The organism is Aquabacterium sp. A08 (assembly GCF_011742065.1).
Genome location: NZ_JAAQQT010000633.1, coordinates 1 through 17816, shown reverse-complemented (window position 1 = coordinate 17816; position 17816 = coordinate 1). Strand labels below are relative to the sequence as shown.

23 protein-coding genes are annotated in these 17816 nt (G+C 68.5%); 3 read left to right on the top strand and 20 right to left on the bottom strand.

What is annotated here, in order from left to right:
- Positions 1 to 10: 10 nt before the first annotated feature.
- Positions 11 to 373 (bottom strand): response regulator, encoded by a 363-nt coding sequence (locus tag HA630_RS12895; protein WP_166835242.1) that lies wholly within the window; start codon positions 371 to 373, stop codon positions 11 to 13.
- 39 nt (positions 374 to 412) lie between these two features.
- On the bottom strand, positions 413 to 808 hold the full coding sequence (locus tag HA630_RS12890) for a hypothetical protein (RefSeq protein ID WP_166835279.1): 396 nt from the start codon (positions 806 to 808) through the stop codon (positions 413 to 415).
- A 262-nt stretch (positions 809 to 1070) separates the two neighbouring features.
- Between HA630_RS12890 and HA630_RS12885 the strand changes: the two genes are divergently transcribed.
- Both HA630_RS12885 and HA630_RS12880 read left to right on the top strand, forming a co-directional pair.
- Positions 1071 to 2159: an ATP-binding protein gene (locus tag HA630_RS12885; RefSeq protein ID WP_243855457.1), complete on the top strand. Its 1089-nt coding sequence runs from the start codon at positions 1071 to 1073 to the stop codon at positions 2157 to 2159.
- Positions 2156 to 2785 carry a response regulator transcription factor gene (locus HA630_RS12880; protein ID WP_166835238.1) on the top strand — a complete coding sequence of 210 codons (630 nt, stop codon included), beginning with the start codon at positions 2156 to 2158 and terminating at the stop codon, positions 2783 to 2785. Before HA630_RS12885 ends, HA630_RS12880 begins: the two co-directional genes overlap by 4 nt.
- A 27-nt stretch (positions 2786 to 2812) precedes the next feature.
- Here HA630_RS12880 and fliR read toward each other — a convergent pair whose 3' ends face one another.
- From fliR to fliF, 13 genes are all read right to left on the bottom strand, one after another.
- Positions 2813 to 3580, bottom strand: coding sequence for a flagellar biosynthetic protein FliR (gene fliR / locus HA630_RS12875; protein WP_166835236.1), 768 nt, complete (start codon positions 3578 to 3580; stop codon positions 2813 to 2815).
- Positions 3581 to 3605: 25 nt separating this feature from the next.
- Complete coding sequence (fliQ, locus tag HA630_RS12870) at positions 3606 to 3875, bottom strand: flagellar biosynthesis protein FliQ (RefSeq protein WP_166835234.1); 270 nt, start codon at positions 3873 to 3875, stop codon at positions 3606 to 3608.
- An 18-nt stretch (positions 3876 to 3893) separates the two neighbouring features.
- Positions 3894 to 4664 carry a flagellar type III secretion system pore protein FliP gene (gene fliP / locus HA630_RS12865; RefSeq protein ID WP_166835232.1) on the bottom strand — a complete coding sequence of 257 codons (771 nt, stop codon included), beginning with the start codon at positions 4662 to 4664 and terminating at the stop codon, positions 3894 to 3896.
- Positions 4661 to 5023, bottom strand: a complete 363-nt coding sequence (locus tag HA630_RS12860) for a flagellar biosynthetic protein FliO (protein ID WP_166835230.1) — start codon at positions 5021 to 5023, stop codon at positions 4661 to 4663. The genes fliP and HA630_RS12860 overlap by 4 nt, the downstream gene beginning before the upstream one ends.
- Before the next feature lie 5 nt (positions 5024 to 5028).
- On the bottom strand, positions 5029 to 5454 hold the full coding sequence (gene fliN / locus HA630_RS12855) for a flagellar motor switch protein FliN (protein ID WP_166835228.1): 426 nt from the start codon (positions 5452 to 5454) through the stop codon (positions 5029 to 5031).
- The gene (gene fliM, locus HA630_RS12850) at positions 5444 to 6448 is read right to left on the bottom strand and encodes a flagellar motor switch protein FliM (RefSeq protein ID WP_166835226.1); all 1005 of its coding nucleotides are present in this window, start codon (positions 6446 to 6448) and stop codon (positions 5444 to 5446) included. Before fliM ends, fliN begins: the two co-directional genes overlap by 11 nt.
- Before the next feature lie 27 nt (positions 6449 to 6475).
- Complete coding sequence (gene fliL / locus HA630_RS12845; protein ID WP_166835224.1) at positions 6476 to 7000, bottom strand: flagellar basal body-associated protein FliL; 525 nt, start codon at positions 6998 to 7000, stop codon at positions 6476 to 6478.
- 135 nt (positions 7001 to 7135) lie between these two features.
- Positions 7136 to 8437 carry a flagellar hook-length control protein FliK gene (locus HA630_RS25655; protein ID WP_166835222.1) on the bottom strand — a complete coding sequence of 434 codons (1302 nt, stop codon included), beginning with the start codon at positions 8435 to 8437 and terminating at the stop codon, positions 7136 to 7138.
- Positions 8434 to 8901 carry a flagellar export protein FliJ gene (fliJ, locus tag HA630_RS12835; RefSeq protein WP_166835220.1) on the bottom strand — a complete coding sequence of 156 codons (468 nt, stop codon included), beginning with the start codon at positions 8899 to 8901 and terminating at the stop codon, positions 8434 to 8436. Before fliJ ends, HA630_RS25655 begins: the two co-directional genes overlap by 4 nt.
- On the bottom strand, positions 8898 to 10373 hold the full coding sequence (fliI, locus tag HA630_RS12830) for a flagellar protein export ATPase FliI (protein WP_166835218.1): 1476 nt from the start codon (positions 10371 to 10373) through the stop codon (positions 8898 to 8900). Before fliI ends, fliJ begins: the two co-directional genes overlap by 4 nt.
- Positions 10366 to 11079 carry a FliH/SctL family protein gene (locus HA630_RS12825; protein ID WP_166835216.1) on the bottom strand — a complete coding sequence of 238 codons (714 nt, stop codon included), beginning with the start codon at positions 11077 to 11079 and terminating at the stop codon, positions 10366 to 10368. Before HA630_RS12825 ends, fliI begins: the two co-directional genes overlap by 8 nt.
- Positions 11066 to 12067 (bottom strand): flagellar motor switch protein FliG, encoded by a 1002-nt coding sequence (gene fliG / locus HA630_RS12820; RefSeq protein WP_166835214.1) that lies wholly within the window; start codon positions 12065 to 12067, stop codon positions 11066 to 11068. The genes HA630_RS12825 and fliG overlap by 14 nt, the downstream gene beginning before the upstream one ends.
- Positions 12068 to 12088: 21 nt before the next feature.
- Positions 12089 to 13807 (bottom strand): flagellar basal-body MS-ring/collar protein FliF, encoded by a 1719-nt coding sequence (gene fliF, locus HA630_RS12815; protein WP_166835212.1) that lies wholly within the window; start codon positions 13805 to 13807, stop codon positions 12089 to 12091.
- A 149-nt stretch (positions 13808 to 13956) separates the two neighbouring features.
- Here fliF and fliE point away from each other — a divergent pair, with 149 nt between their 5' ends.
- A complete protein-coding gene (gene fliE / locus HA630_RS12810) occupies positions 13957 to 14286 on the top strand; it encodes a flagellar hook-basal body complex protein FliE (protein WP_166835210.1) in 330 nt (109 codons plus the stop codon).
- A gap of 18 nt (positions 14287 to 14304) precedes the next feature.
- On the opposite strand, the gene HA630_RS12805 is transcribed toward fliE, so the two are convergent.
- The 5 genes from HA630_RS12805 to fliD form a co-directional block, all read right to left on the bottom strand.
- Positions 14305 to 14607: a flagellar protein FliT gene (locus tag HA630_RS12805; protein ID WP_166835208.1), complete on the bottom strand. Its 303-nt coding sequence runs from the start codon at positions 14605 to 14607 to the stop codon at positions 14305 to 14307.
- Between the two features lie 38 nt (positions 14608 to 14645).
- Positions 14646 to 15242 carry a Uma2 family endonuclease gene (locus tag HA630_RS12800; RefSeq protein ID WP_166835206.1) on the bottom strand — a complete coding sequence of 199 codons (597 nt, stop codon included), beginning with the start codon at positions 15240 to 15242 and terminating at the stop codon, positions 14646 to 14648.
- A 50-nt stretch (positions 15243 to 15292) separates the two neighbouring features.
- Positions 15293 to 15595 carry a flagellar protein FliT gene (fliT, locus tag HA630_RS12795; protein WP_166835204.1) on the bottom strand — a complete coding sequence of 101 codons (303 nt, stop codon included), beginning with the start codon at positions 15593 to 15595 and terminating at the stop codon, positions 15293 to 15295.
- 98 nt (positions 15596 to 15693) lie between these two features.
- Entirely contained in the window at positions 15694 to 16215 is a 522-nt protein-coding gene (gene fliS / locus HA630_RS12790; protein WP_166835202.1) for a flagellar export chaperone FliS, read from the bottom strand.
- A 76-nt stretch (positions 16216 to 16291) separates the two neighbouring features.
- Complete coding sequence (fliD, locus tag HA630_RS12785; RefSeq protein ID WP_166835200.1) at positions 16292 to 17710, bottom strand: flagellar filament capping protein FliD; 1419 nt, start codon at positions 17708 to 17710, stop codon at positions 16292 to 16294.
- Positions 17711 to 17816 lie beyond the last annotated feature (106 nt).

Genomic DNA, 17816 nt, shown 5'->3' with positions numbered 1-17816 from the left:
CAGGCCGGCTTCAACGGATGACCTTGTTGATGACCTCGATCAGGCGGTTGGGGTCGAAGGGCTTGACCAGCCAGCCGGTGGCGCCGGCGGCGCGGCCGGCCTGTTTCATCTGGTCGCTGGACTCGGTGGTCAGGATCAGGATGGGCGTGTTCTTGAACGCCGGGTGCTCGCGCAGCTTGCGCGTCAGGCCGATGCCGTCCAGGCGCGGCATGTTCTGGTCGGTCAGCACCAGGTCGAAGGTCTGTTTCTGGGCCTTTTCGAACGCGTCGACGCCGTCGACCGCCTCGACCACGTTGAACCCGGCGCCCACCAGGGTGAAAGACACCATCTTGCGCATGGAGGCGGAATCGTCAACGGCGAGAATCGAATGCATGGGGTTACCTTGTGAACGGGGCGGTGATGGCGGGAGAGATCAGAACAGTTCGATGGAACCGGCGTCCATCTCGCTCTGGGTCACGGGGTTGGGGTTTTGCGGCAGGTGGGTCACCACCACGCCGATTTCGTCTTCTTCGGGCTCCATGGCCTGTTCGGCCAGGGTGTAGGCGCAGCCCTTGAGCACCTTGCCGGTGTGCACCAGCAACTGGCTGGCCATGTCGTGGAACTGCAGTTCGGTGACGGCCAGGTGCAGCGCGGCACGGATGGACTGGGTGTCCGGGCTGTCGGGCAGGCCCTCGGCCACCTGCATGGCCTGGTTGAAGCGGTCCAGCAGGTTGCCGGTGGCGTGGTCGAGCAGGCCCTCCAGGCGCTTGAGGTCGTTCATGGCCACGAGCAGCGAGTCCTGCAGGTCGGCCACGGCGGCCACGTTCATGGCAACCGCCGGCTCGTCGGAGCGGTCGGGCAGGGGGGCCACCGTGGTGACTTCTTCGCGCGGCCAGCGGCGTTTCTGGCGTGGGTCGGCGGGTTCTTCTTGCATGGGGCGGTGCACAGGGTCCCGAAAAGGTGTCGTTCCCTGCAAATATAAGCGCGAGTGACAGTCTAGACTAGGGCGCGGGTCTGACATGGCTCAAAATAGTGCGCATCCACCGTCCATCTTTCGCAAAAATGCGGGCTCCCAGCACGCACAGGCCCCTTTGACCGATTTGCACCTCCTCCATCTGGAAGACAACCCCGCCGACCACGAGCTGGTGGCGCGGGCGCTGGCGCGCGCCGAGGTGCCGTGTGCGCTGACCCTGGTGGACACGCTGGAGGCCTTCCAGGCGGCGGTGCGCCAGGGGCCGGTGGACGCGGTGCTGGCCGACTACCACCTGGCCGGGTTTTCCGGCCTGGACGCCTGGGACTGGCTGCGCGCCGAGGGCATCGAGCTGCCGTTCGTGATCGTCTCGGGCGCCATCGGCGAGGCCACCGTGGCCGACGCCATGGTGCGCGGCGTGAGCGATTACGTGGACAAACACCGGCTGGCGCGCCTGCCCGGCGCCCTGCAGCGGGCGCTGGACCTGGCCGCCGCGCGCCGCGCCCAGGCCGATGCCGCGCGCGCCCTGACGGAGTCGCGCCAACGCCTGGTGGAGCTGACCGAGCACCTGCAGGCCAGCATCGACCGCGAACGCGCCGACATCGCGCGCGAAATCCACGACGACATCGGCGGCTCGCTCGCGGCGGTCAAGCTCGACCTGGCCTGGCTGGCGCGGCGCAGCACCGACGCCGAGGCGCAGACCCACGTGCAGGCGGCGCTGGCCATGGCCGAACACGCCCTGGGCGCGAGCCAGCGCATCATGCGCAACCTGCGCCCGGCGGTGCTGGACCAGGGCCTGATGCCAGCCCTGCAGTGGCTGACCCGCACCTTTGCCGAACGCACCGGGCTGGCCGTGGGGCTGCACGGCCGCCTGCGCGCGCCGCTGGACCCGAAGGTGGACATGGTGGCCTACCGCACGGTGCAGGAGGCGCTGACCAACGTGCTCAAGCACGCCCAGGCCCGCGCGGTGCGGGTGGAGGTGAGCGACCTGGAGGACTTTCTGACCCTGGAAATCTCGGACGACGGCCGCGGTGCCGGGCCGGCCGAGCTGGCCAAGCTGCAGTCCTTCGGCTTGCTGGGCCTGAAGGAGCGCGCCCAGACCGTGGGCGGCTGGCTGGACGTGGCGACCGCGCCCGGCCAGGGCATGACGCTGATACTTTCGGTGCCGCTGGGCGGCGCCACGACCCCCGAACCGGAGACTGCCGAATGATCAAGGTGGTGCTGTGCGACGACCACGCCGTGGTGCGCCGCGGTGTGCGCGACACGCTGATGGAGGCCACCGACGTGCAGGTGGTGGGCGAGGCCGACGGCTACGCCAGCCTGCGCGACGCCCTGCGCCAGCACAAGCCCGACGTGCTGCTGCTGGACGTGGACCTGCCCGGGCGCAGCGGGCTGGAAATTCTGGCGGTGCTGCAGGAGGAGCAGAACCCGGTGCGGGTGGTGATGGTGTCGATGTACCCGGAGGACCAGTACGCGATCCGCTGCCTCAAGGCCGGCGCCATGGGCTACCTGAACAAGGGCGGCGACCCCGCCGCGCTGCTGGCGGCGGTGCGCACCGTGGCGCAGGGGCGCAAGTACATCACGGCCGAGATCGCCGAACTGCTGGCCAACCACCTGAACGCGCCCGAGGGCGCCGAGCTGCACGACAGCCTGTCGGAGCGGGAGTTGCAGACGCTGAAAAAAATCGCCTCGGGCAAGAAGCTGTCGCAGATCGCCGAGGAGCTGATGATCAGCCCCAAAACGGTGAGCGTGTACCGCGCCCGGGTGCTGGAAAAGCTGGGCCTGAGCAACAACGCCGAGCTGACGGTCTACGCCATCCGCAACCAGCTGGTGTGAGGCCGTGCCGGTGTTGGGCCGGCGTCTTTAGCCGGCACCGAACAGGTCGGCGATCACCCGCATGAGCTGCGTCACCGGGCGGTCCATCATCGGCAGGGTGAAGGCGATGCCCAGCAGCCCGACCGACAGGGTCAGCGGAAAGCCGATGGCGAAGACGTTCATCTGCGGCGCGATGCGGGAGACGATGCCCATGACCACGTTGACGAACAGCAGCATGCCGATCATGGGCAGGGCGATCCACAGACCGTAATAGAACACCAGCCCGCCCAGTTCGTGCAGGCGCAGGGTGCGCACCGCGCCGAAGGCGTCCTCGCCGACCGGAAAGGTCTGGAAGCTGGCGGCCACGGCCTGGATCAGCATCAGGTGGCCGTTGAGCACGATGAACAGCAGCATGGCGGTGTTGCCAAAGAAGCGGCCCACGGTGCTGGTCTGGGCGTTGGTGCTGGGGTCGAAAAAGCCGGCGAAGTTCAGGCCCATTTGCAGGCCGACGATTTCGCCCGCCATTTCCACCGCGGAAAACACGATGCGCACCGCCAGCCCGATGGCCAGGCCGATGGACAGCTGCTGCACCACCGCGCCGAAGGCGGCCGCGCTGTTGAGCGAGAGCAGGGGCGGCTCCGGCAGCGCCGGCTGCAGGCACACCGCGATGACGAAGGCCAGGCCAATTTTGGTGCGCACCGGCACCGACCGCGCCGAGAAGATGGGCGCGCTGGCGAACACCCCCAGCACCCGCAGAAAGGGCCAGAAGATCGGCGCGACCCAGGCCATGAGCTGGGCTTCGCTGAAGGTGACCATGCGGGCGGGGCGTGGGCCGGGGCGGTCAGACCGCGAAGTCGGGGATGGCCATGAGCGTGCGGCGGATGAAGTCCACCAGGGTGCTCAGCATCCACGGCCCGGCCAGGGCGAACACCGCCACCGCCGCCACCAGCTTGGGCACGAAGGACAGGGTGGCTTCGTTGATCTGCGTCAGCGCCTGGAACAGGCTGATGACCAGGCCCACCACCAGCACCGTGCCCAGCACCGGTGCGGCGACCATGAGCAGCAGGAACAGGGCGTTTTGCCCGATGGTGAGGACGGCTTGGGCTTCCATGGCGGGGCGGCTCCGGGGCTAGGTGGCGAAGCTGGCGGCCAGCGAACCGATGAGCAGGTTCCAGCCGTCGGCCAGCACGAACAGCATCAGCTTGAAGGGCAGGGCCACCAGCACCGGCGACAGCATCATCATGCCCAGCGACATGAGCACGCTGGCCACGATCATGTCGATGACCAGGAAGGGGATGAAGACCATGAAGCCGATCTGGAACGCGGTTTTGAGTTCGCTGATGACGAAGGCCGGCACCAGCACGCGCAGCGGCGCGGTCTCCACCGTCACTTCGGGGCCGAGCTGGCCCAGGCGGGCGAACAGCTCGAAGTCGGACTGGCGGGTCTGCTTGGTCATGAACTCGCGCAGCGGGATTTCGCCCTGCGCCAACGCCTGCTCGAAGCTCAGGGTGTTCTGGGTGTAGGGTTGGTAGGCGTTGTCGTACACGCGGTCCAGCGTGGGGCCCATGACGAACAGGCTGAGGAACAGCGACAGCCCGACGATGACCTGGTTGGGCGGCGAGGACTGGGTGCCCAGCGCCTGGCGCATGAGCGAGAGCACGATGACGATGCGGGTGAAGGACGTCATCATCAGCAGCACCGCGGGCAGGAAGGACAGCGCGGTGAAGAACAGCAGCGTCTGGATGGGCACCGAGTAGCTGGTGCCGCCCGGCCCCTGGCCGATGACCAGCGGCAGCTGCCCTCCGGGCGCGGCCTGGGCCAGCGCCGCACCGGCCAGCGCGAGCAGGGCCGCGCCAAGCAGGCCCTGGCGCCAGCGCGTCCGTGCGTGGCCGGGCGTCATGCCGAGGGCTCCTGCCGCGGCTCGCTGCCCCGCAGCGCCTGGGCCACGGCGGCGTAGCTGGGGGTGGCGGGCGTGGGCGCCGCACCGGCGGCCGGGCGGGCCAGGGCTTGCGTGTGCAGGGTGCGCACGTGCTGGGGCGTCACGCCCAGGGTCAGCTGCACCGGGCCGTGGGGGCTGTTGACCTCCACCACCACCACACGCTGCTGCGGGCCCAGCGCCAGTTGCGACACCAGCCGCAGTTCGGCGCCCTGGCCGCTGCCGGTGGGGGCGGTGCGCTGCTTCAGCCAGTGGAGGGCCCAGGCCAGCAGGCCCATGATGAGCAACAGGCCCAGGGCGGGCGCGTAGGCAGCAAAGCTCATGGGGGTCAGTGCCGGCTGAGGCGGCGCAGGCGTTCGGACGGGGTGACGATGTCGGTCAGGCGGATGCCGAATTTCTCGTTCACCACCACCACCTCGCCCTGGGCGATCAGGTAGCCGTTGACCAGCACGTCCATGGGCTCGCCGGCCAGCGCGTCCAGTTCCACGATGGAGCCCTGCGCCAGTTGCAGGATGTACTTGATCGGCACCTTGGTGCGGCCCAGTTCCACCGACAACTGCACCGGAATGTCCAGCACCATGCTGATGTCGTTGTTGCCCACCGGCTGGCTGGGCACCTCGCCGTCGAAGTGCGGCGCCCCCGAGGCGAAGTCGTCGTTCACGCCCCCGGTCTGTTCCTGCAGGGCCTGGGCCCAGTCGTCGGCCATGGCCTGCTCTTCCGGGCTCGGGGCGTTGGTGTCTTGTTCATTTGTCATACTGATCTCCGTGCCAGGTCTTGTCGGTGCTGCGGATGGTGCGCTGGACCTTCAGCGCGTACTTGCCGTTGTGGGTGCCGTATTCGCATTCCAGTATGGGCACACCGTCCACCTTGGCTTCGATGATGCGCTCGCGCTCCAGCTCGATGAAGTCGCCCACCTTCATGGCCAGCAGCTGTTCGATGGTGGCGCCGGTGGTGGCCAGCTCGGCCACCAGCTCCACCTCGGCCGCCTGGATCTCCTGGCTCAGCAGCTTGACCCAGCGGCGGTCCACCTCCATCGAATCGCCCTGCGAGGTAGAGTAGAGCAGGTCGCGGATCGGCTCCAGCGTGGAGTAGGGGATGCAGATGTGCAGCGAGCCGGTGAGGTCGCCAATCTCCAGTGAGAAGCTGGTGCTGACCACGATTTCGCTGGGCGTGGCGATGTTGGCGAACTGCGGCTGCATTTCGGAACGCTGGTAGGCCAGCTCCAGCGGGTACACGCCTTTCCAGGCCTTTTTGTACTCCTCCGAAATCACCTCGACCATGCGGTTGATGACGCGCTGTTCGGTGGGGGAAAAGTCGCGCCCCTCGATGCGGGTGTGGAACTTGCCGTTGCCGCCGAACAGGCTGTCGATCACGCCGAACAGCAGCGTGGGTTCGCACACGATCAGGCCGCTGCCGCGCAGCGGGCGCACCGCCATGATGTTGAAGTTGGTGGGCACCACCAGCTCGCGCAGGAACATGCTGTACTTCTGCACCTGCACCGTGCCGACCGAGATTTCCGGGCTGCGGCGGATGAAATTGAACAGCCCCACCCGCAGGTTGCGCGCAAAGCGTTCGTTGATGACCTCCATCGTCGGCATGCGCCCGCGCACGATCCGCTCCTGGCTGGAGAGGTCGTAGCTGCGCACCCCGTCGGTCGGGAAGTCTTCCTTGGCGAGCTTCTGGCTCTCGCCGGTCACGCCCTCGAGCAGGGCATCGATCTCGTCTTGGGAGAGAAAGGCGTCGCTCATGGTGGGGTCTCGGGTGGCCGGGGGCGCTTACTGGACGATGAGGCTGGAGAACAGCACCGCCTGCACCGGGCTGTAGCCCCGGTTCAGCGGCATGCCGGCTTCCTCGCGCACCAGGGTCAGGATGTCGTTCATCAGCGCCTCCTTGCCCTCGGGGCGCAGCAACTCGTCGGCGGTGCGGCGCGAGATCTGCATCAGGATGCCGTTGCGGATGGTGGGCAGGAAGGCCTTGATCGCCTCGGCGGTGGCCGCGTCGTCGAGCTGCAGCGTGATGCCGACCTGGGCGTAACGGGTGCCGCCTTGGTCGGCCAGGTTGATGACGAGGGCGTCCAGCGGCATGTACTGCGGCGGGGCCTTGGGCTTGCCTTTCTTGACCGGCTGGTGGGTTTCGGCGGCGCCGTCCTCCTCGTCCTCCGGGGCGGGTTTGAGCAGCAGAAACGCCGCGGCCGCCCCGGCGACGGCGAGCAACAGCACCACCACCAGGACGATGACGAGCATTTTCTTGCTCTTGGGTTTTGCCGCGCCATCGGCGCTGGCGGCGGGTTTAGCGGCCATGGGTCTGCCTTCGCATCGGGTCTGACGAAATGCCCGCGCCGGCACGGCGTGGGCACCCGGTCTATTTTGTCATGCCCGATTATGGTCGCCGCGCCCGACCCTGAAACCCGGAAAAGGGGCGGTATGCCCGGTTGTTCAGGCGTACACGCTCAGGCCGCGGTGGCCGTTCGGGTGGTGGGGGTCGGCCGGGCTTGTTGCCGGCCCAGCCGCTTCGGCGGTGGCGCGCAGGGCCATCCAGGGCCCGGGGCGGCCATCGCCGCCGGGCTGGCCCGGCTGGCCCGAGGTCTGGGCCCCGACGGACAGGCCGTCCAGCGTCAGCCCGGCACGGGCCAGCAGTTCGGCCAGCACCCGCGGGGCCTGGGCCTGCAGGGCCTCGCGCACCTGGGCGTCGTCGGTGCGGAAGCTCAGCAGAGTCTTGTCGCCGTCCAGGGCCACGTCCACCTCCAGCGCCTCGGCCCGCCCCAGATCCAGCCGCAGGCTGGCGCGCTTGGTATGGGCCGCGGCCCACAGGCTGACCTGCGCGCCCAGGGTTTCGTAGGCGTCGCCCATGGCTTCGCCCAGGCTGGCGGCAAAACCGGGGCCTTCGGCACCGGCGTCGGCCATGGGGCCGGCCGAGCCCGGTTCGGCCGCGAGCAGACCGCTGGTGGGTGCCTGGCCGGCTTGGCCCTGGCCGCCGGCATTGGTACCGGCGCTGGTGCCGGCGCGGTCGGCGCTGGCCAGGGCGGCCACGCCGGCACCCCAGCCGGCGGGGGGCAGCGGGGCGTCGGCCAAGGCGCCGCCGGGCTGGCCGGGGGCGCCCATGTGCCAGGCGCGGCTAAGGCTGTCCAGCAGGCCGGCGTGGCCGGGGGCGGTGAGGCCTTGGCCCTGCGCGGCGGTGGCTTCCGGCAGCTGGCGCGACCAGTGCGGGCCTGGGGCGCCGCCCGGCCCCTGGGCCGCTTCGCCCGCGGCCTGGGCCACGGCGGTGCGGCTGCGGGCACCGGCAGAGCTTGGGGTGGCGGCTGGTGCGGAGGAGGGAGCGGCCGCCTCACCGGCCAGCGTTTGCGCCGAACTTGCCTCACCGTCGGGGTCGGACAGGACCGCGTCCCCGGTGGGTGCGGTGGCGACCGCGTCTGCGGTCTGGCCGGTGGCGTTGACGGGGGCAGCGTCGCCGCGCGCGCTGGGCGTGATCAGCGCCAGAAAGGGGGCCAGGGGGTTGTCCGTGGGAGCCTCTTCGCCGGCGGCCTGTGCAGTGTCCAGGGGGGGCTGGGTCGTGGCCGGGTCCGTCAGCTCGTCGGCCAGAGCCTCGGTCTCGGGGCCGGGCGCGGTACCGTCCAGGCCCGCCTGCAGCAGTTGCGCGAAGGCATCGGCCGCTGGCCCGCCAGGGGCACGGCCCCGAGCGGCGTGGGCCTGGGCAGGGGGTGTGGCGGGCGTGGGGGCGGTGGCGTGTGCGGTTTTCATGGGGTGGACTTCCAGGGGTGGGCGGCGCTGTGCTGGCGGTGCTGGTTGGCCGCCATCTCGTCGTTGCTTTTTTGGTCCTGCCGTTGCAACCGGTGCTGTTGTGCCTGGTGGCGGCGTTCCAGGTATTTGGTCAGGCTGGCCAGTTCGCGTTCGGCCTGCAGCAGCTGTTCGCGGCAGTGGTCGATGTGGAGTTGCAGCCGCTGCAGCACGCCGTGCTGGAAGGCCACGGCGTGGTCCAGCTTGCCCATGAAGGTCTGCTGGGTGCGCAGCAGGGTCGGGCTGATGCCCTGGCCGGCGCGCTGTTGCCAGCGCTGCAGCGATTCGCGGGTGTAGTCCTGCAGCTGCACCAGTTGCCCCTGCGCCTGCTGGTGCTCGCGCTGGGCCCGGCCGAGAGCCTGCAAGGCCTCGTCACGGCGGCGGGTGGCCACTTCCACCACGGTGTCCAGGGCGTGGGCGGTGCTCATGCGGGTCGGCCGGTGGCGCCGCGCGCGCCAGTGGCCGGGCGGGCGGTTGGGTTGTCGGGGCCGGGCAGGCCCAGGGCCTGCGCCAGCTGGGTCACGCTGGCGGCAAAGGCGGCTTGTTCGCGCATGTCCTGCATCAGGAAGCGCTGCATGCCGGGGAACAGGGCGATGGCCTGGTCGGTTTCCGGGTCGCTGCCGGCCACGTAGGCGCCGAGCTGGATCAGGTCGCGGCTCTTCTGGTAGCGCGAGTAGAGCTGGCGGTATCGGCGCGCGTGTTCCTGGTGCTGCGGGGTGACGACGTTGTGCATCACCCGCGAGGCCGAGGCCTCGATGTCGATGGCGGGGTAAATGCCCGACTCGGCCATGGCGCGCGACAGCACGATGTGCCCGTCCAGGATGGCGCGGGCGGCGTCGGCGATGGGGTCCTGCTGGTCGTCGCCTTCGGACAGCACGGTGTAGAAGGCGGTGATGGAGCCCTTGCCCTCGGGCCCGTTGCCGCTGCGCTCCACCAGCTGTGGCAGCTTGGCAAAGCAGCTGGGCGGGTAGCCTTTGGTGGCCGGCGGCTCGCCAATGGCCAGGGCAATTTCGCGCTGCGCCATGGCGTAGCGGCTCAGCGAATCCATCAGCAGCAGCACGTCCAGCCCGTCGTCGCGGAAGCGCTCGGCGATGGCGGTGGCGTAGTTGGCGCCCTGCATGCGCACCAGCGGCGGCGAGTCGGCCGGGGCCGCCACCACCACCGAGCGGCGCAGGCCGTCCTCGCCCAGGATGTCTTCGATGAATTCTTTGACCTCGCGGCCGCGCTCGCCGATCAGCCCAACCACGATCACGTCGGCCTGGGTGAAGCGCGCCATCATGCCCAGCAGCACGCTCTTGCCCACGCCGGAGCCGGCAAACAGGCCCAGGCGCTGGCCGCGGCCCACGGTGAGCAGCGCGTTGATGGCACGCACGCCTGTGTCCAGCGGCTGGCGCACCGGCGCCCGGTCCATGGAGTTGATGGGCGTGCGCTCCATCGGCTCGACCTCGATGTCCTGCAGCGGGCCGCGGTGGTCCAGCGGGTGGCCGTGGGCGTCCACCACCCGGCCGAGCAGGCCCCTGCCCAGCGGCAGGCGCAGCACGCCGCGGTCGTTCGGGGCCAGCGGTTTGAGCGGCTGGCCCAGCCGGGGTTGTGGCCGGTAGGGGGGCAGGGGCCGCACCCGGGCGCCGCTGCTCAGGCCCTGCACCTCGCCGGCGGGCATCAGGAAGGCGCGCTCGCCGCTGAAGCCCACCACCTCGGCCAGCACCGCGGTGTCCGGGTCGTGCGGCATGTCGATCACGCACTGCGACCCCACCGGCACCTTCACGCCCTGCGCCTCCAGCACCAGCCCGGCCAGGCGGATCAGCCGGCCGCTGCTCTCCAGCGGGGTGTGCTGGCCGGCGGCCTGGCGCGCCACGGCCAGGAACTGCTGCCAGCGGGGCGGGGCGGTGGGCTCAGACATCGGCCAGTTCCCCCGGCTTCCAGGGCGCTTGCAGCCCCAGGTTGGCCACGGCGCGGGCCCAGCGTTTTTCCACGGTGGCGTCCACCGCGCCTTGGGGGCTTTCCACCACGCAGCCGCCGGGCGTGAGGCTGTCGTCGGCTTGCAGCTGCACCGCCAGGCCGGCCCAGGGCGTGCTGGGCTCGGCCTGCAGCAGGGCCAGGTCGTCCGGGTGCAGGCGCAGTGTGGCGGGCTTGCCGTCTTCCACCAGCAGGGCCAGGGCTTCCTGCACCGCGGCCTTCAGCGGCTCCAGCGGGGTGGCCAGTTCGCGGCGCACCACCTGGCGGGCCAGGTCGCAGGCCAGTTCCAGCACCTGGGCGGTCAGGCCCTGTTCCAGGGTGGCCAGGTCGGCCTGGGCCTGCTGCAACACCTGGGCCAAGCGGGCGGCCTGGTCCCGGCCCAGCTGGCGCAGCGGGGCTTCCAGGGCCTGACGGGTTTCTTCGGCGCCGGCCTGGCGGCCGTGCTCAAAACCCTCGGCCCGGGCCTGCTGTCTGACCTCCTCGATCCATTCGGGCGACACCGTGGGCGCCTCCGGCTCGGCCGCCGGCAGCGGGGCGGCGGCGGGCGGGGCCTCGCCCACCGGCGCGAATTCCCAGGCCGACACCTTCTCCACCTCTTCCCGCGGGATGAAGCGGTGGTAGGGGCTGGTGTGGCGGTTAGACGAAGGCATCGTCCCCGCCTCCGCCCAGCACGATCTGGCCTTCGTCCGACAGGCGGCGCACCACCTTCAGGATGTCCTTTTGCTGGGTTTCCACTTCCGACAGACGCACCGGCCCGCGGCTGTCCAGGTCCTCGCGCAGCGCCTCGGCGGCGCGGCTGGACATGTTGCCCAGCACCTTTTCCTTCAGCTCCGTGCTGGCGCCCTTGAGGGCGATCACCAGCGCGTCCGAGGCCACCTCCTTGAGCACCATCTGCATGGACTTGTTGTCCAGCTTGAGCAGGTCCTCGAAGGTGAACATCTTGTCCATGATCTTCTGGGCCAGATCCACGTCGTTCTCGCGGATCGAGTCCACCACGCTGGCCTCCAGGCTGGTGCCCAGCAGGTTGATGATCTCGGCCGCCGTCTTGACCCCGCCCAGCGAGCTTTTGCGGATCTTGTCGCCGCCGGCCAGCACGTGGTAGAGCGCCTCGTTCAGATCCTTGAGCGCGTTGGGCTGGATGCCTTCAAGCGTGGCGATGCGCAGCATCACCTCGTTGCGGGTGCGTTCGGTGAACTGCTTGAGGATGTTGGCCGCGTGGTCCTGGTCCAGGTGCACCAGCGTGGCCGCCAGGATCTGCGGGTGCTCGTTGCGCAGCAGCTCGGCCACCGAAATCGGGTCCATCCACTTCAGGCTCTCGATGCCCGAGACGTCGCCGCCCTGCAGGATGCGGTCGATCAGCAGCGAGGCCTTGTCTTCGCCCAGCGCGCGCTTGAGCACCGCGCGCACGTAGTTGTCGGTGTCCGACACCAGCAGGCTTTGCGACGCCGCCTCGTTGGTGAATTTGTGGATGACGTCGTCCACCTTGTCCTTGGAGACGGTGCGCATGCGCGCGATCGTCTCGCCCAGGCGCTGCACCTCTTTGGGGGAAAAGTGCTTGAAGACCTCGGCCGCTTCCTCTTCGCCCAGCGACATGAGAAAAATCGCGGCGTCCTGCAGTCCGTCTTCGGGTTCAGCCATGTCCGTGTACCTTTCGGGCCATCAGGTGGCGGCCGCCGCGCTTTCCCCGTTGACCCAGCCTTTGACGATGTTCGCCACGGCCACCGGGTTCTCCCGGGCCAGCCGCTTGGCGTCTTCCAGCCGAAGCATTTCGACCGTGACCTCATTTTGCACCGGCATGGGCAGGCCGGGGCGCTGCGGTTCGTCGTCCACCAGGGTGTCGAGCTGGCCCCCGGCCGTGCGGGTGCCTTCGGCGTCCGGCGCGGCGGCGGGCGGGGCTTTCATCAGCTTCAGGGCCGGGCGCACCATGCCCAGGAACAAAATCAGGCCCAGCACCAGCATGCCCACCGGCCACGCCAGGCTGCGCGCCAGGTCGAAGGTGTCGGCCTGCTTCCACCAGGCGATGTCGGTGGTGTCGGTGGCCGGCTTGTTGAAGGCCGCGTTCATCACGTTCACCGAATCGCCGCGCTGGGTGTTGAAGCCGATGGCCTCGCGCACCAGGGCGTTGATCTGTTCCATCTGCTCGGGCGGCAGCGGGCCGCTGCTGGCCTGGCCCTTGCGGTCGGTGCTGGCCACGTGGTTGAGCACCACCGCCGCGCTCAGCCGGCGCACCGTGCCGGTGGCGTTGCGGGTGACCGAGACGGTCTTGTCCACCTCGTAGTTGATGACCTGTTCCCGGCGGCGGTTGGCCTCGCTGGCGCCCCCCGCGTTGCCGCCCGGCACCACGCCCGCCGGGGCGGCGGCGCCGTTGATGGGCGCTTCGGTCGCGCCCGGCGCCACGTTGGAGACCGCGCCCGGCGCGCCGGGGGTGGTCTGGTCCAGGTTGCTGCCGCTTTCCACCAACTGCTGGCTGCGCACGGCCGCCGGTTCGGTGCCCTGGTTGGGGCGGTGCTGTTCGCTGGTCTGCTCGGTCTGGGAAAAGTCCACGTCGGCCGTGACCTGGGCGCGCACGTTCTCGCGGCCCAGCACCGGCTCCAGCAGGTCCATGATGCGCTGGGTGTACATCTGCTCCAGCGTGCGCACGTACTCCAGCTGCTGCGAGTCCACGCTGCCGGCCGGCGCGTCGGCCGTCTGCGACAGCAGGGCGCCGTGCTGGTCCACCACGCTCACGGCCTTGGGGTTCATTTCCGGCACGCTGCTGGCCACCAAATGCACAATGCCCGCCACCTGGGTGCGGTCCAGCGTGCGGCCGGGGTAGAGGGTCAGCAGCACGCTGGCCGACGGTTTTTGCTGTTCCCGGAAAAACCCGTTCTGGTTGGGCAGGGCCAAGTGGACGCGCGCCTCGGCCACCGAGCTCAGCGCGGTGATGGAGCGGGTCAGCTCCCCCTCCAAGCCGCGCTGGAAGGTCAGCCGTTCCTGGAACTGGGTCATGCCCAGGCGGTTCGCGTCCATCAACTCAAAGCCGTTGATGGCGCCCTTGGGCAGCCCCTGCGACGCCAGTTTGAGCCGGGTGTCGTGCACCCGGTCGGCCGGCACCAGGATGGCGCTGCCCCCCTCGGCGTGCTTGTAGGGCACGTTCATTTGCGACAGCTGGGCCAGCACGGCACCCCCATCCTTGTCGGACAGGTTGGCGTACAGCACCCGGTAGTCGGGCCGGTTGGCCATGAAGAACGCGGCGGCCAGCACCCCCACCAGGGCCAGCACGCCCAGGCCCAGCAGGCCTTTGCGGGTGTTGTCCAGCCGGGCAAAGCCCTCCACCAGCGGGTTGGGCCGCTTGTCGGGCAGGGTCGTGACATCGAGTTCGGCGACGGCGGTGTTCATGGGGGCGATTATGAAAGTGGCCCGCCCAAACTAAAGCCCGAAAAGCCGGGCAAGACCCCGTTTGTTCGGGGTCAAGTTCGCGCCGGGGTGGCCGTACCATCGCCGCATCGGGTGGCCCTGCCGCTCACCAGCCTTCAGGAAGCACCGCCATGGACCTGCGCCTCACCCCCTTGACCTCTGCCACCGTGAACACGCTGCGCCCCGCCACCGCACCCACCCAGGCCGGTGCGGCGGGTCGGGTGGGGGCCGCCGCCGAAGGCGGTTTTGGCGAAGCCTTCAAAACCGCGCTGCAAAGCGTCAGCGCGGCGCAGAACCAGTCCAGCGAACTGCAGACCCAGTTCCAGCTGGGCAACCCCAACGTCAGCCTGGAAGCCACCATGCTGAGCATGCAGAAGTCGCAAATCGGGTTTCAGGCCGCGCTGCACGTGCGCAACCGCATGATGCAGGCCTACACCGACGTGATGAACATGCAGGTCTGACGCCGGCGCCGCGCCGGCTCAGTGCAGCTGCACCGGGCGCTGCACTGCCACCATCTGCCCCAGGTCGTCGATCCAGGGTTCCACCAGTTCGCGGATCTGCGCGTCGTGGCGCAAGATGGTCATCATGATGCGGTGCTTCTCGGCCCGCTCCTGCACCGTCAGGTCCAGCCCGGCGGCGCGTTCGCGCAACTGCTCGATCAGCACCGCGCAGGCGCCTTCCAGGCGCACCACCTCGTCCCAGTCCTCCACCAAGGCGGCGTCCAGCATTTGCTGGCTGGTGCTTTCGATGGCCTTGTAGTAGTCGATGAGGGGGAGGGTCATGGTGGAAATCCTGTGTCGGCGCTGGGCTCTCTTGGGGTTTATATCGGCCAATTCCCGGGCAACTTGACCGGGGCTTGCAGCGCCACGTCTTCGTACACCGCGGCCATGGGCAGCCGCAGGTCCACACTGGCCAGTTCCACCGTGGTGCCTGGGCCGTGGGGAAACAGCACCCACTGCCCGGCCGGGTTGCGGCGGAACACCTCCACGCTCTGGCGTTCGGCGTCCACCAGCACGTATTCCTGCAGGCTGGGCAGGCTGCGGTAGTACTCGAACTTCAGGCCCCGGTCGTAGGCCGCGGTGGATGGCGACAGCACCTCCACCACCAGCGTGGGTTCTTCCTTGGCGCTGTCGCGCCCGGCGTCGGCCGGGGAGTAGGTCACGAACACATCGGGGTAAAAGTACGCGTCCACCGCCTGGGCGCGCACCTTCATGTCGGCAATGTAGCTGCGGCAGGGTGTGCCGCGCAGGTGCTGCTTCAGTGCCGTTGCCAGATTCAGGCTGATGGTCACATGCGCATCGCTGGCGCCGGCCATGGCAAAGGTCTCGCCCTGCACGTATTCGTGCTTGGTGGGCTGCAGGCTCTCCCAGTCCAGAAAGTCCTGTGCGGTGAAGGGCAGTGTTTCGGCGGCGGTCATGGGCCCCATTGTGCGGGAAAGGGTGCCGCGCTTCAAATGCCGGGCCGGTTTCAGTGCAGCTGCGGCCGGCCTTGCGTGACCCGGTCGATGACCGGCTCCGCCAGGGCGCGCACCTGGGCGTCGTGGCGCAGCACCGCCAGCAGGGCGCGCTGGCGGGCCTGGCGCTCGGCCGGCCCGGCAGGAGCCGGTCGTGGCGCTTGCAGGCGCAGGGCGGCCACCTGCCCCTGGGCCACCCCTTCCAGGCGGCGCACCTCGGACCAGTCGCTGCGCTGGGCAGCGGCCAGCATCAGGCGGCTGGTGTGCTCCAGTTGTTGGTGGGGTTCTGGCCGGGAGGGGATGACGGGGGCTTGCATGTGTTCTATATCGGTGCCGCACCCGCCAACTTGACCGGCCCCAGCAGCGGAAAAGCCCGGCAAAACCGGGCTTTTGTGGGGCAGGGGAAGTGGCGGCGTCAGGCGCCTGCCAAGGCCATGCCGGCGCCATACAGGCTGCCCATGCGGCGCGCGGCCGGTGGCGCTTTGGGGGTGCTGGGGGTGGCGGGGGTGGACGGTGTGGCGTCGGCCGCTTGCGGGTCGGGCGTGGCGCCGCTGCGCATCTGGCGCCAGGCTTCGGCCAGGGGTTTGATCAGTTGGGCCACTTCGGCGAGCTTCTTGGCGTCGTTGAACGCGTTGGCCTCGGTCAGGCGCAGTACGCAATAGTCGTACAAAGCATCCAGGTTCTGGGCCAGTTCGCCGCCGTGTTCCAAGTCCAGGCTGGTACGCAAACCATCTTGCAGGATTTTGAGGGCCCGGTTGATCTGCTTCACCTTCAGCGTTACATCGCCGCTGGCAATCGCGCCTTGGGCCATGGTCACACTGTCCAACACCGCTTCAAACATCATCAAAGCCAGTTCGTACGGGTCGTGTTCGGTCGCACGGGTGTTTACGTCCACGTTGCGGTAAGCGGCAGCGGCGCGGTGGGAAAAGGCAGGCATGGTGGCGATCCTTGGTGTCGGCGTCAATCTCTTGAAATTTTTATCGGCTGACCGGCCCCAAACTTGACCCCCAGCCTCAGTTGGACTTGGCGTTGTTCCACATGGTCACTTGCTGGGCCACGTAGTTGTTCAAGGCCGTCAGACTGGCCACCTGGGCGTCCAAGGCGCTGTAACGGCGGTTCAACTGGGCTTCTATGCGGGCCACCTTGGCATTGACCCGTTCTTGGTCCGAACTGTTGCGGTTCAGTGCGCGCTCCAAAGCGTCTTGTTTGTTCTTGAACAAACCGTCGGTGGCCAGCAGGCCTTGCGCAAAATTTTTCAGCTTCAAGGCAAAACCGTTGCTCAAGGGGTTGCCGTTGTCGGTGCGGAAGAACTTGTTCAGTTCGTCGGTGTTGCTCAGCGCCGCGGTGAATTTGGTGTTGTCAATTTCCAGGTTGCCACCGCGCAGTGCCGTCACCCCAATGTCGGCCAACCGGCCGAACTGCGACCCCGACATGGTGGACTGCAGCATGCCCCGCAACGCGTTTTGCAAACCCACCGCGGTGCTATCGCCTTGCAGCAAACCCGCCGATTTTTGCGCCGGGTCGAACTTGGTGGCCTCGTTCAAAAAATTGTTCAAGGTGTTGTAGGCAGCGACAAATTCTTCCACCGCCGTGCGAACGGTGCCGTTGTTGGCCGCCACGTTGATTTGCGCCGTGGTCCCCACCGTGGCGTTGTCGCTCAGGGTAAGCGACAAGCCCGAGACCACGTCTTTGAAGGTGTTGCTGCTGGAGGTGACCGCAATGCTGCCATTGACGGTGATGGCCGCGTCCTGGCCGTACTGCGTCACCGTACCGCCATTGACCAGTCGCGACAGGCCGCTGGCGTCGGTGTTGTTGCCGTCGCTGTCGGTTACTGTCAGTTCAAACCCTGCGGCTTCGCCCGTGGTTTTGGAGGTGAGCAGCAAGCGCTGCCCGCTGCCGTCGTTCAGCAAGGTCGCGGTCACCCCGGCGTTCTGGCTGTTGATTTTGCTGGCCACATCGGCCAGGGTGTCGTCGGCTTCGATGTCGATGGTGATCGGATCAACCCCCACGCTGGCCGCAAATGTGGGGGTGCTGTTATAGCGCCCGGGCTGGATGCTGAGGGTGCCTTGCCCGATCGGTAAGGAGCCATCCAGCGAGACAGAGGCGTAGCTTTGTGCCTGCGCCAGGCGGTCTACGCTGATGCCAAAGCTATTGGCCGCCGTGCCGCCGCCGGCACTGACAGAGACCAAGTCCGGTTTGGAGGAGCTGGCCGACACCGCGGTGTAGGTGGTGAGACTGCCCAATTTGCTTGCGGCATCCGACAGCTTGGAGACCAGCGACTTGATCTCGCCGTACACCGAAATTTTCGTTTGTACGGTGGCCGCCTGCAGCTTCAGGTTGTCCAGCGGCACCTTTTCCAGCGCTACCAACTGGGAGACGATGGATTTGATGTCCAGCCCGCTGCCAATGCCGGGCGATGAGATGGTGGCCATTGCAATATCCTCCGGGCGGGCGCAACACCCACAACCCCATTAAAACGAAAAAAGCGACAACAGGATAGCCCCGTTGCCGCTGTGGCGATGGGGCGGGGTAACCCCC

Bases quoted from the DNA above. Each gene is read 5' to 3' on its own strand.
- HA630_RS12895 (WP_166835242.1), bottom strand. From the start codon at position 373: ATGCATTCGATTCTCGCCGTTGACGATTCCGCCTCCATGCGCAAGATG.
- HA630_RS12890 (WP_166835279.1), bottom strand. From the start codon at position 808: ATGAACGTGGCCGCCGTGGCCGACCTGCAGGACTCGCTGCTCGTGGCC.
- HA630_RS12880 (WP_166835238.1), top strand. From the start codon at position 2,156: ATGATCAAGGTGGTGCTGTGCGACGACCACGCCGTGGTGCGCCGCGGT.
- fliR (WP_166835236.1), bottom strand. From the start codon at position 3,580: ATGGTCACCTTCAGCGAAGCCCAGCTCATGGCCTGGGTCGCGCCGATC.
- fliQ (WP_166835234.1), bottom strand. From the start codon at position 3,875: ATGGAAGCCCAAGCCGTCCTCACCATCGGGCAAAACGCCCTGTTCCTG.
- fliP (WP_166835232.1), bottom strand. From the start codon at position 4,664: ATGACGCCCGGCCACGCACGGACGCGCTGGCGCCAGGGCCTGCTTGGC.
- HA630_RS12860 (WP_166835230.1), bottom strand. From the start codon at position 5,023: ATGAGCTTTGCTGCCTACGCGCCCGCCCTGGGCCTGTTGCTCATCATG.
- fliN (WP_166835228.1), bottom strand. From the start codon at position 5,454: ATGACAAATGAACAAGACACCAACGCCCCGAGCCCGGAAGAGCAGGCC.
- fliM (WP_166835226.1), bottom strand. From the start codon at position 6,448: ATGAGCGACGCCTTTCTCTCCCAAGACGAGATCGATGCCCTGCTCGAG.
- fliL (WP_166835224.1), bottom strand. From the start codon at position 7,000: ATGGCCGCTAAACCCGCCGCCAGCGCCGATGGCGCGGCAAAACCCAAG.
- HA630_RS25655 (WP_166835222.1), bottom strand. From the start codon at position 8,437: ATGAAAACCGCACACGCCACCGCCCCCACGCCCGCCACACCCCCTGCC.
- fliJ (WP_166835220.1), bottom strand. From the start codon at position 8,901: ATGAGCACCGCCCACGCCCTGGACACCGTGGTGGAAGTGGCCACCCGC.
- fliI (WP_166835218.1), bottom strand. From the start codon at position 10,373: ATGTCTGAGCCCACCGCCCCGCCCCGCTGGCAGCAGTTCCTGGCCGTG.
- HA630_RS12825 (WP_166835216.1), bottom strand. From the start codon at position 11,079: ATGCCTTCGTCTAACCGCCACACCAGCCCCTACCACCGCTTCATCCCG.
- fliG (WP_166835214.1), bottom strand. From the start codon at position 12,067: ATGGCTGAACCCGAAGACGGACTGCAGGACGCCGCGATTTTTCTCATG.
- fliF (WP_166835212.1), bottom strand. From the start codon at position 13,807: ATGAACACCGCCGTCGCCGAACTCGATGTCACGACCCTGCCCGACAAG.
- fliE (WP_166835210.1), top strand. From the start codon at position 13,957: ATGGACCTGCGCCTCACCCCCTTGACCTCTGCCACCGTGAACACGCTG.
- HA630_RS12805 (WP_166835208.1), bottom strand. From the start codon at position 14,607: ATGACCCTCCCCCTCATCGACTACTACAAGGCCATCGAAAGCACCAGC.
- HA630_RS12800 (WP_166835206.1), bottom strand. From the start codon at position 15,242: ATGACCGCCGCCGAAACACTGCCCTTCACCGCACAGGACTTTCTGGAC.
- fliT (WP_166835204.1), bottom strand. From the start codon at position 15,595: ATGCAAGCCCCCGTCATCCCCTCCCGGCCAGAACCCCACCAACAACTG.
- fliS (WP_166835202.1), bottom strand. From the start codon at position 16,215: ATGCCTGCCTTTTCCCACCGCGCCGCTGCCGCTTACCGCAACGTGGAC.
- fliD (WP_166835200.1), bottom strand. From the start codon at position 17,710: ATGGCCACCATCTCATCGCCCGGCATTGGCAGCGGGCTGGACATCAAA.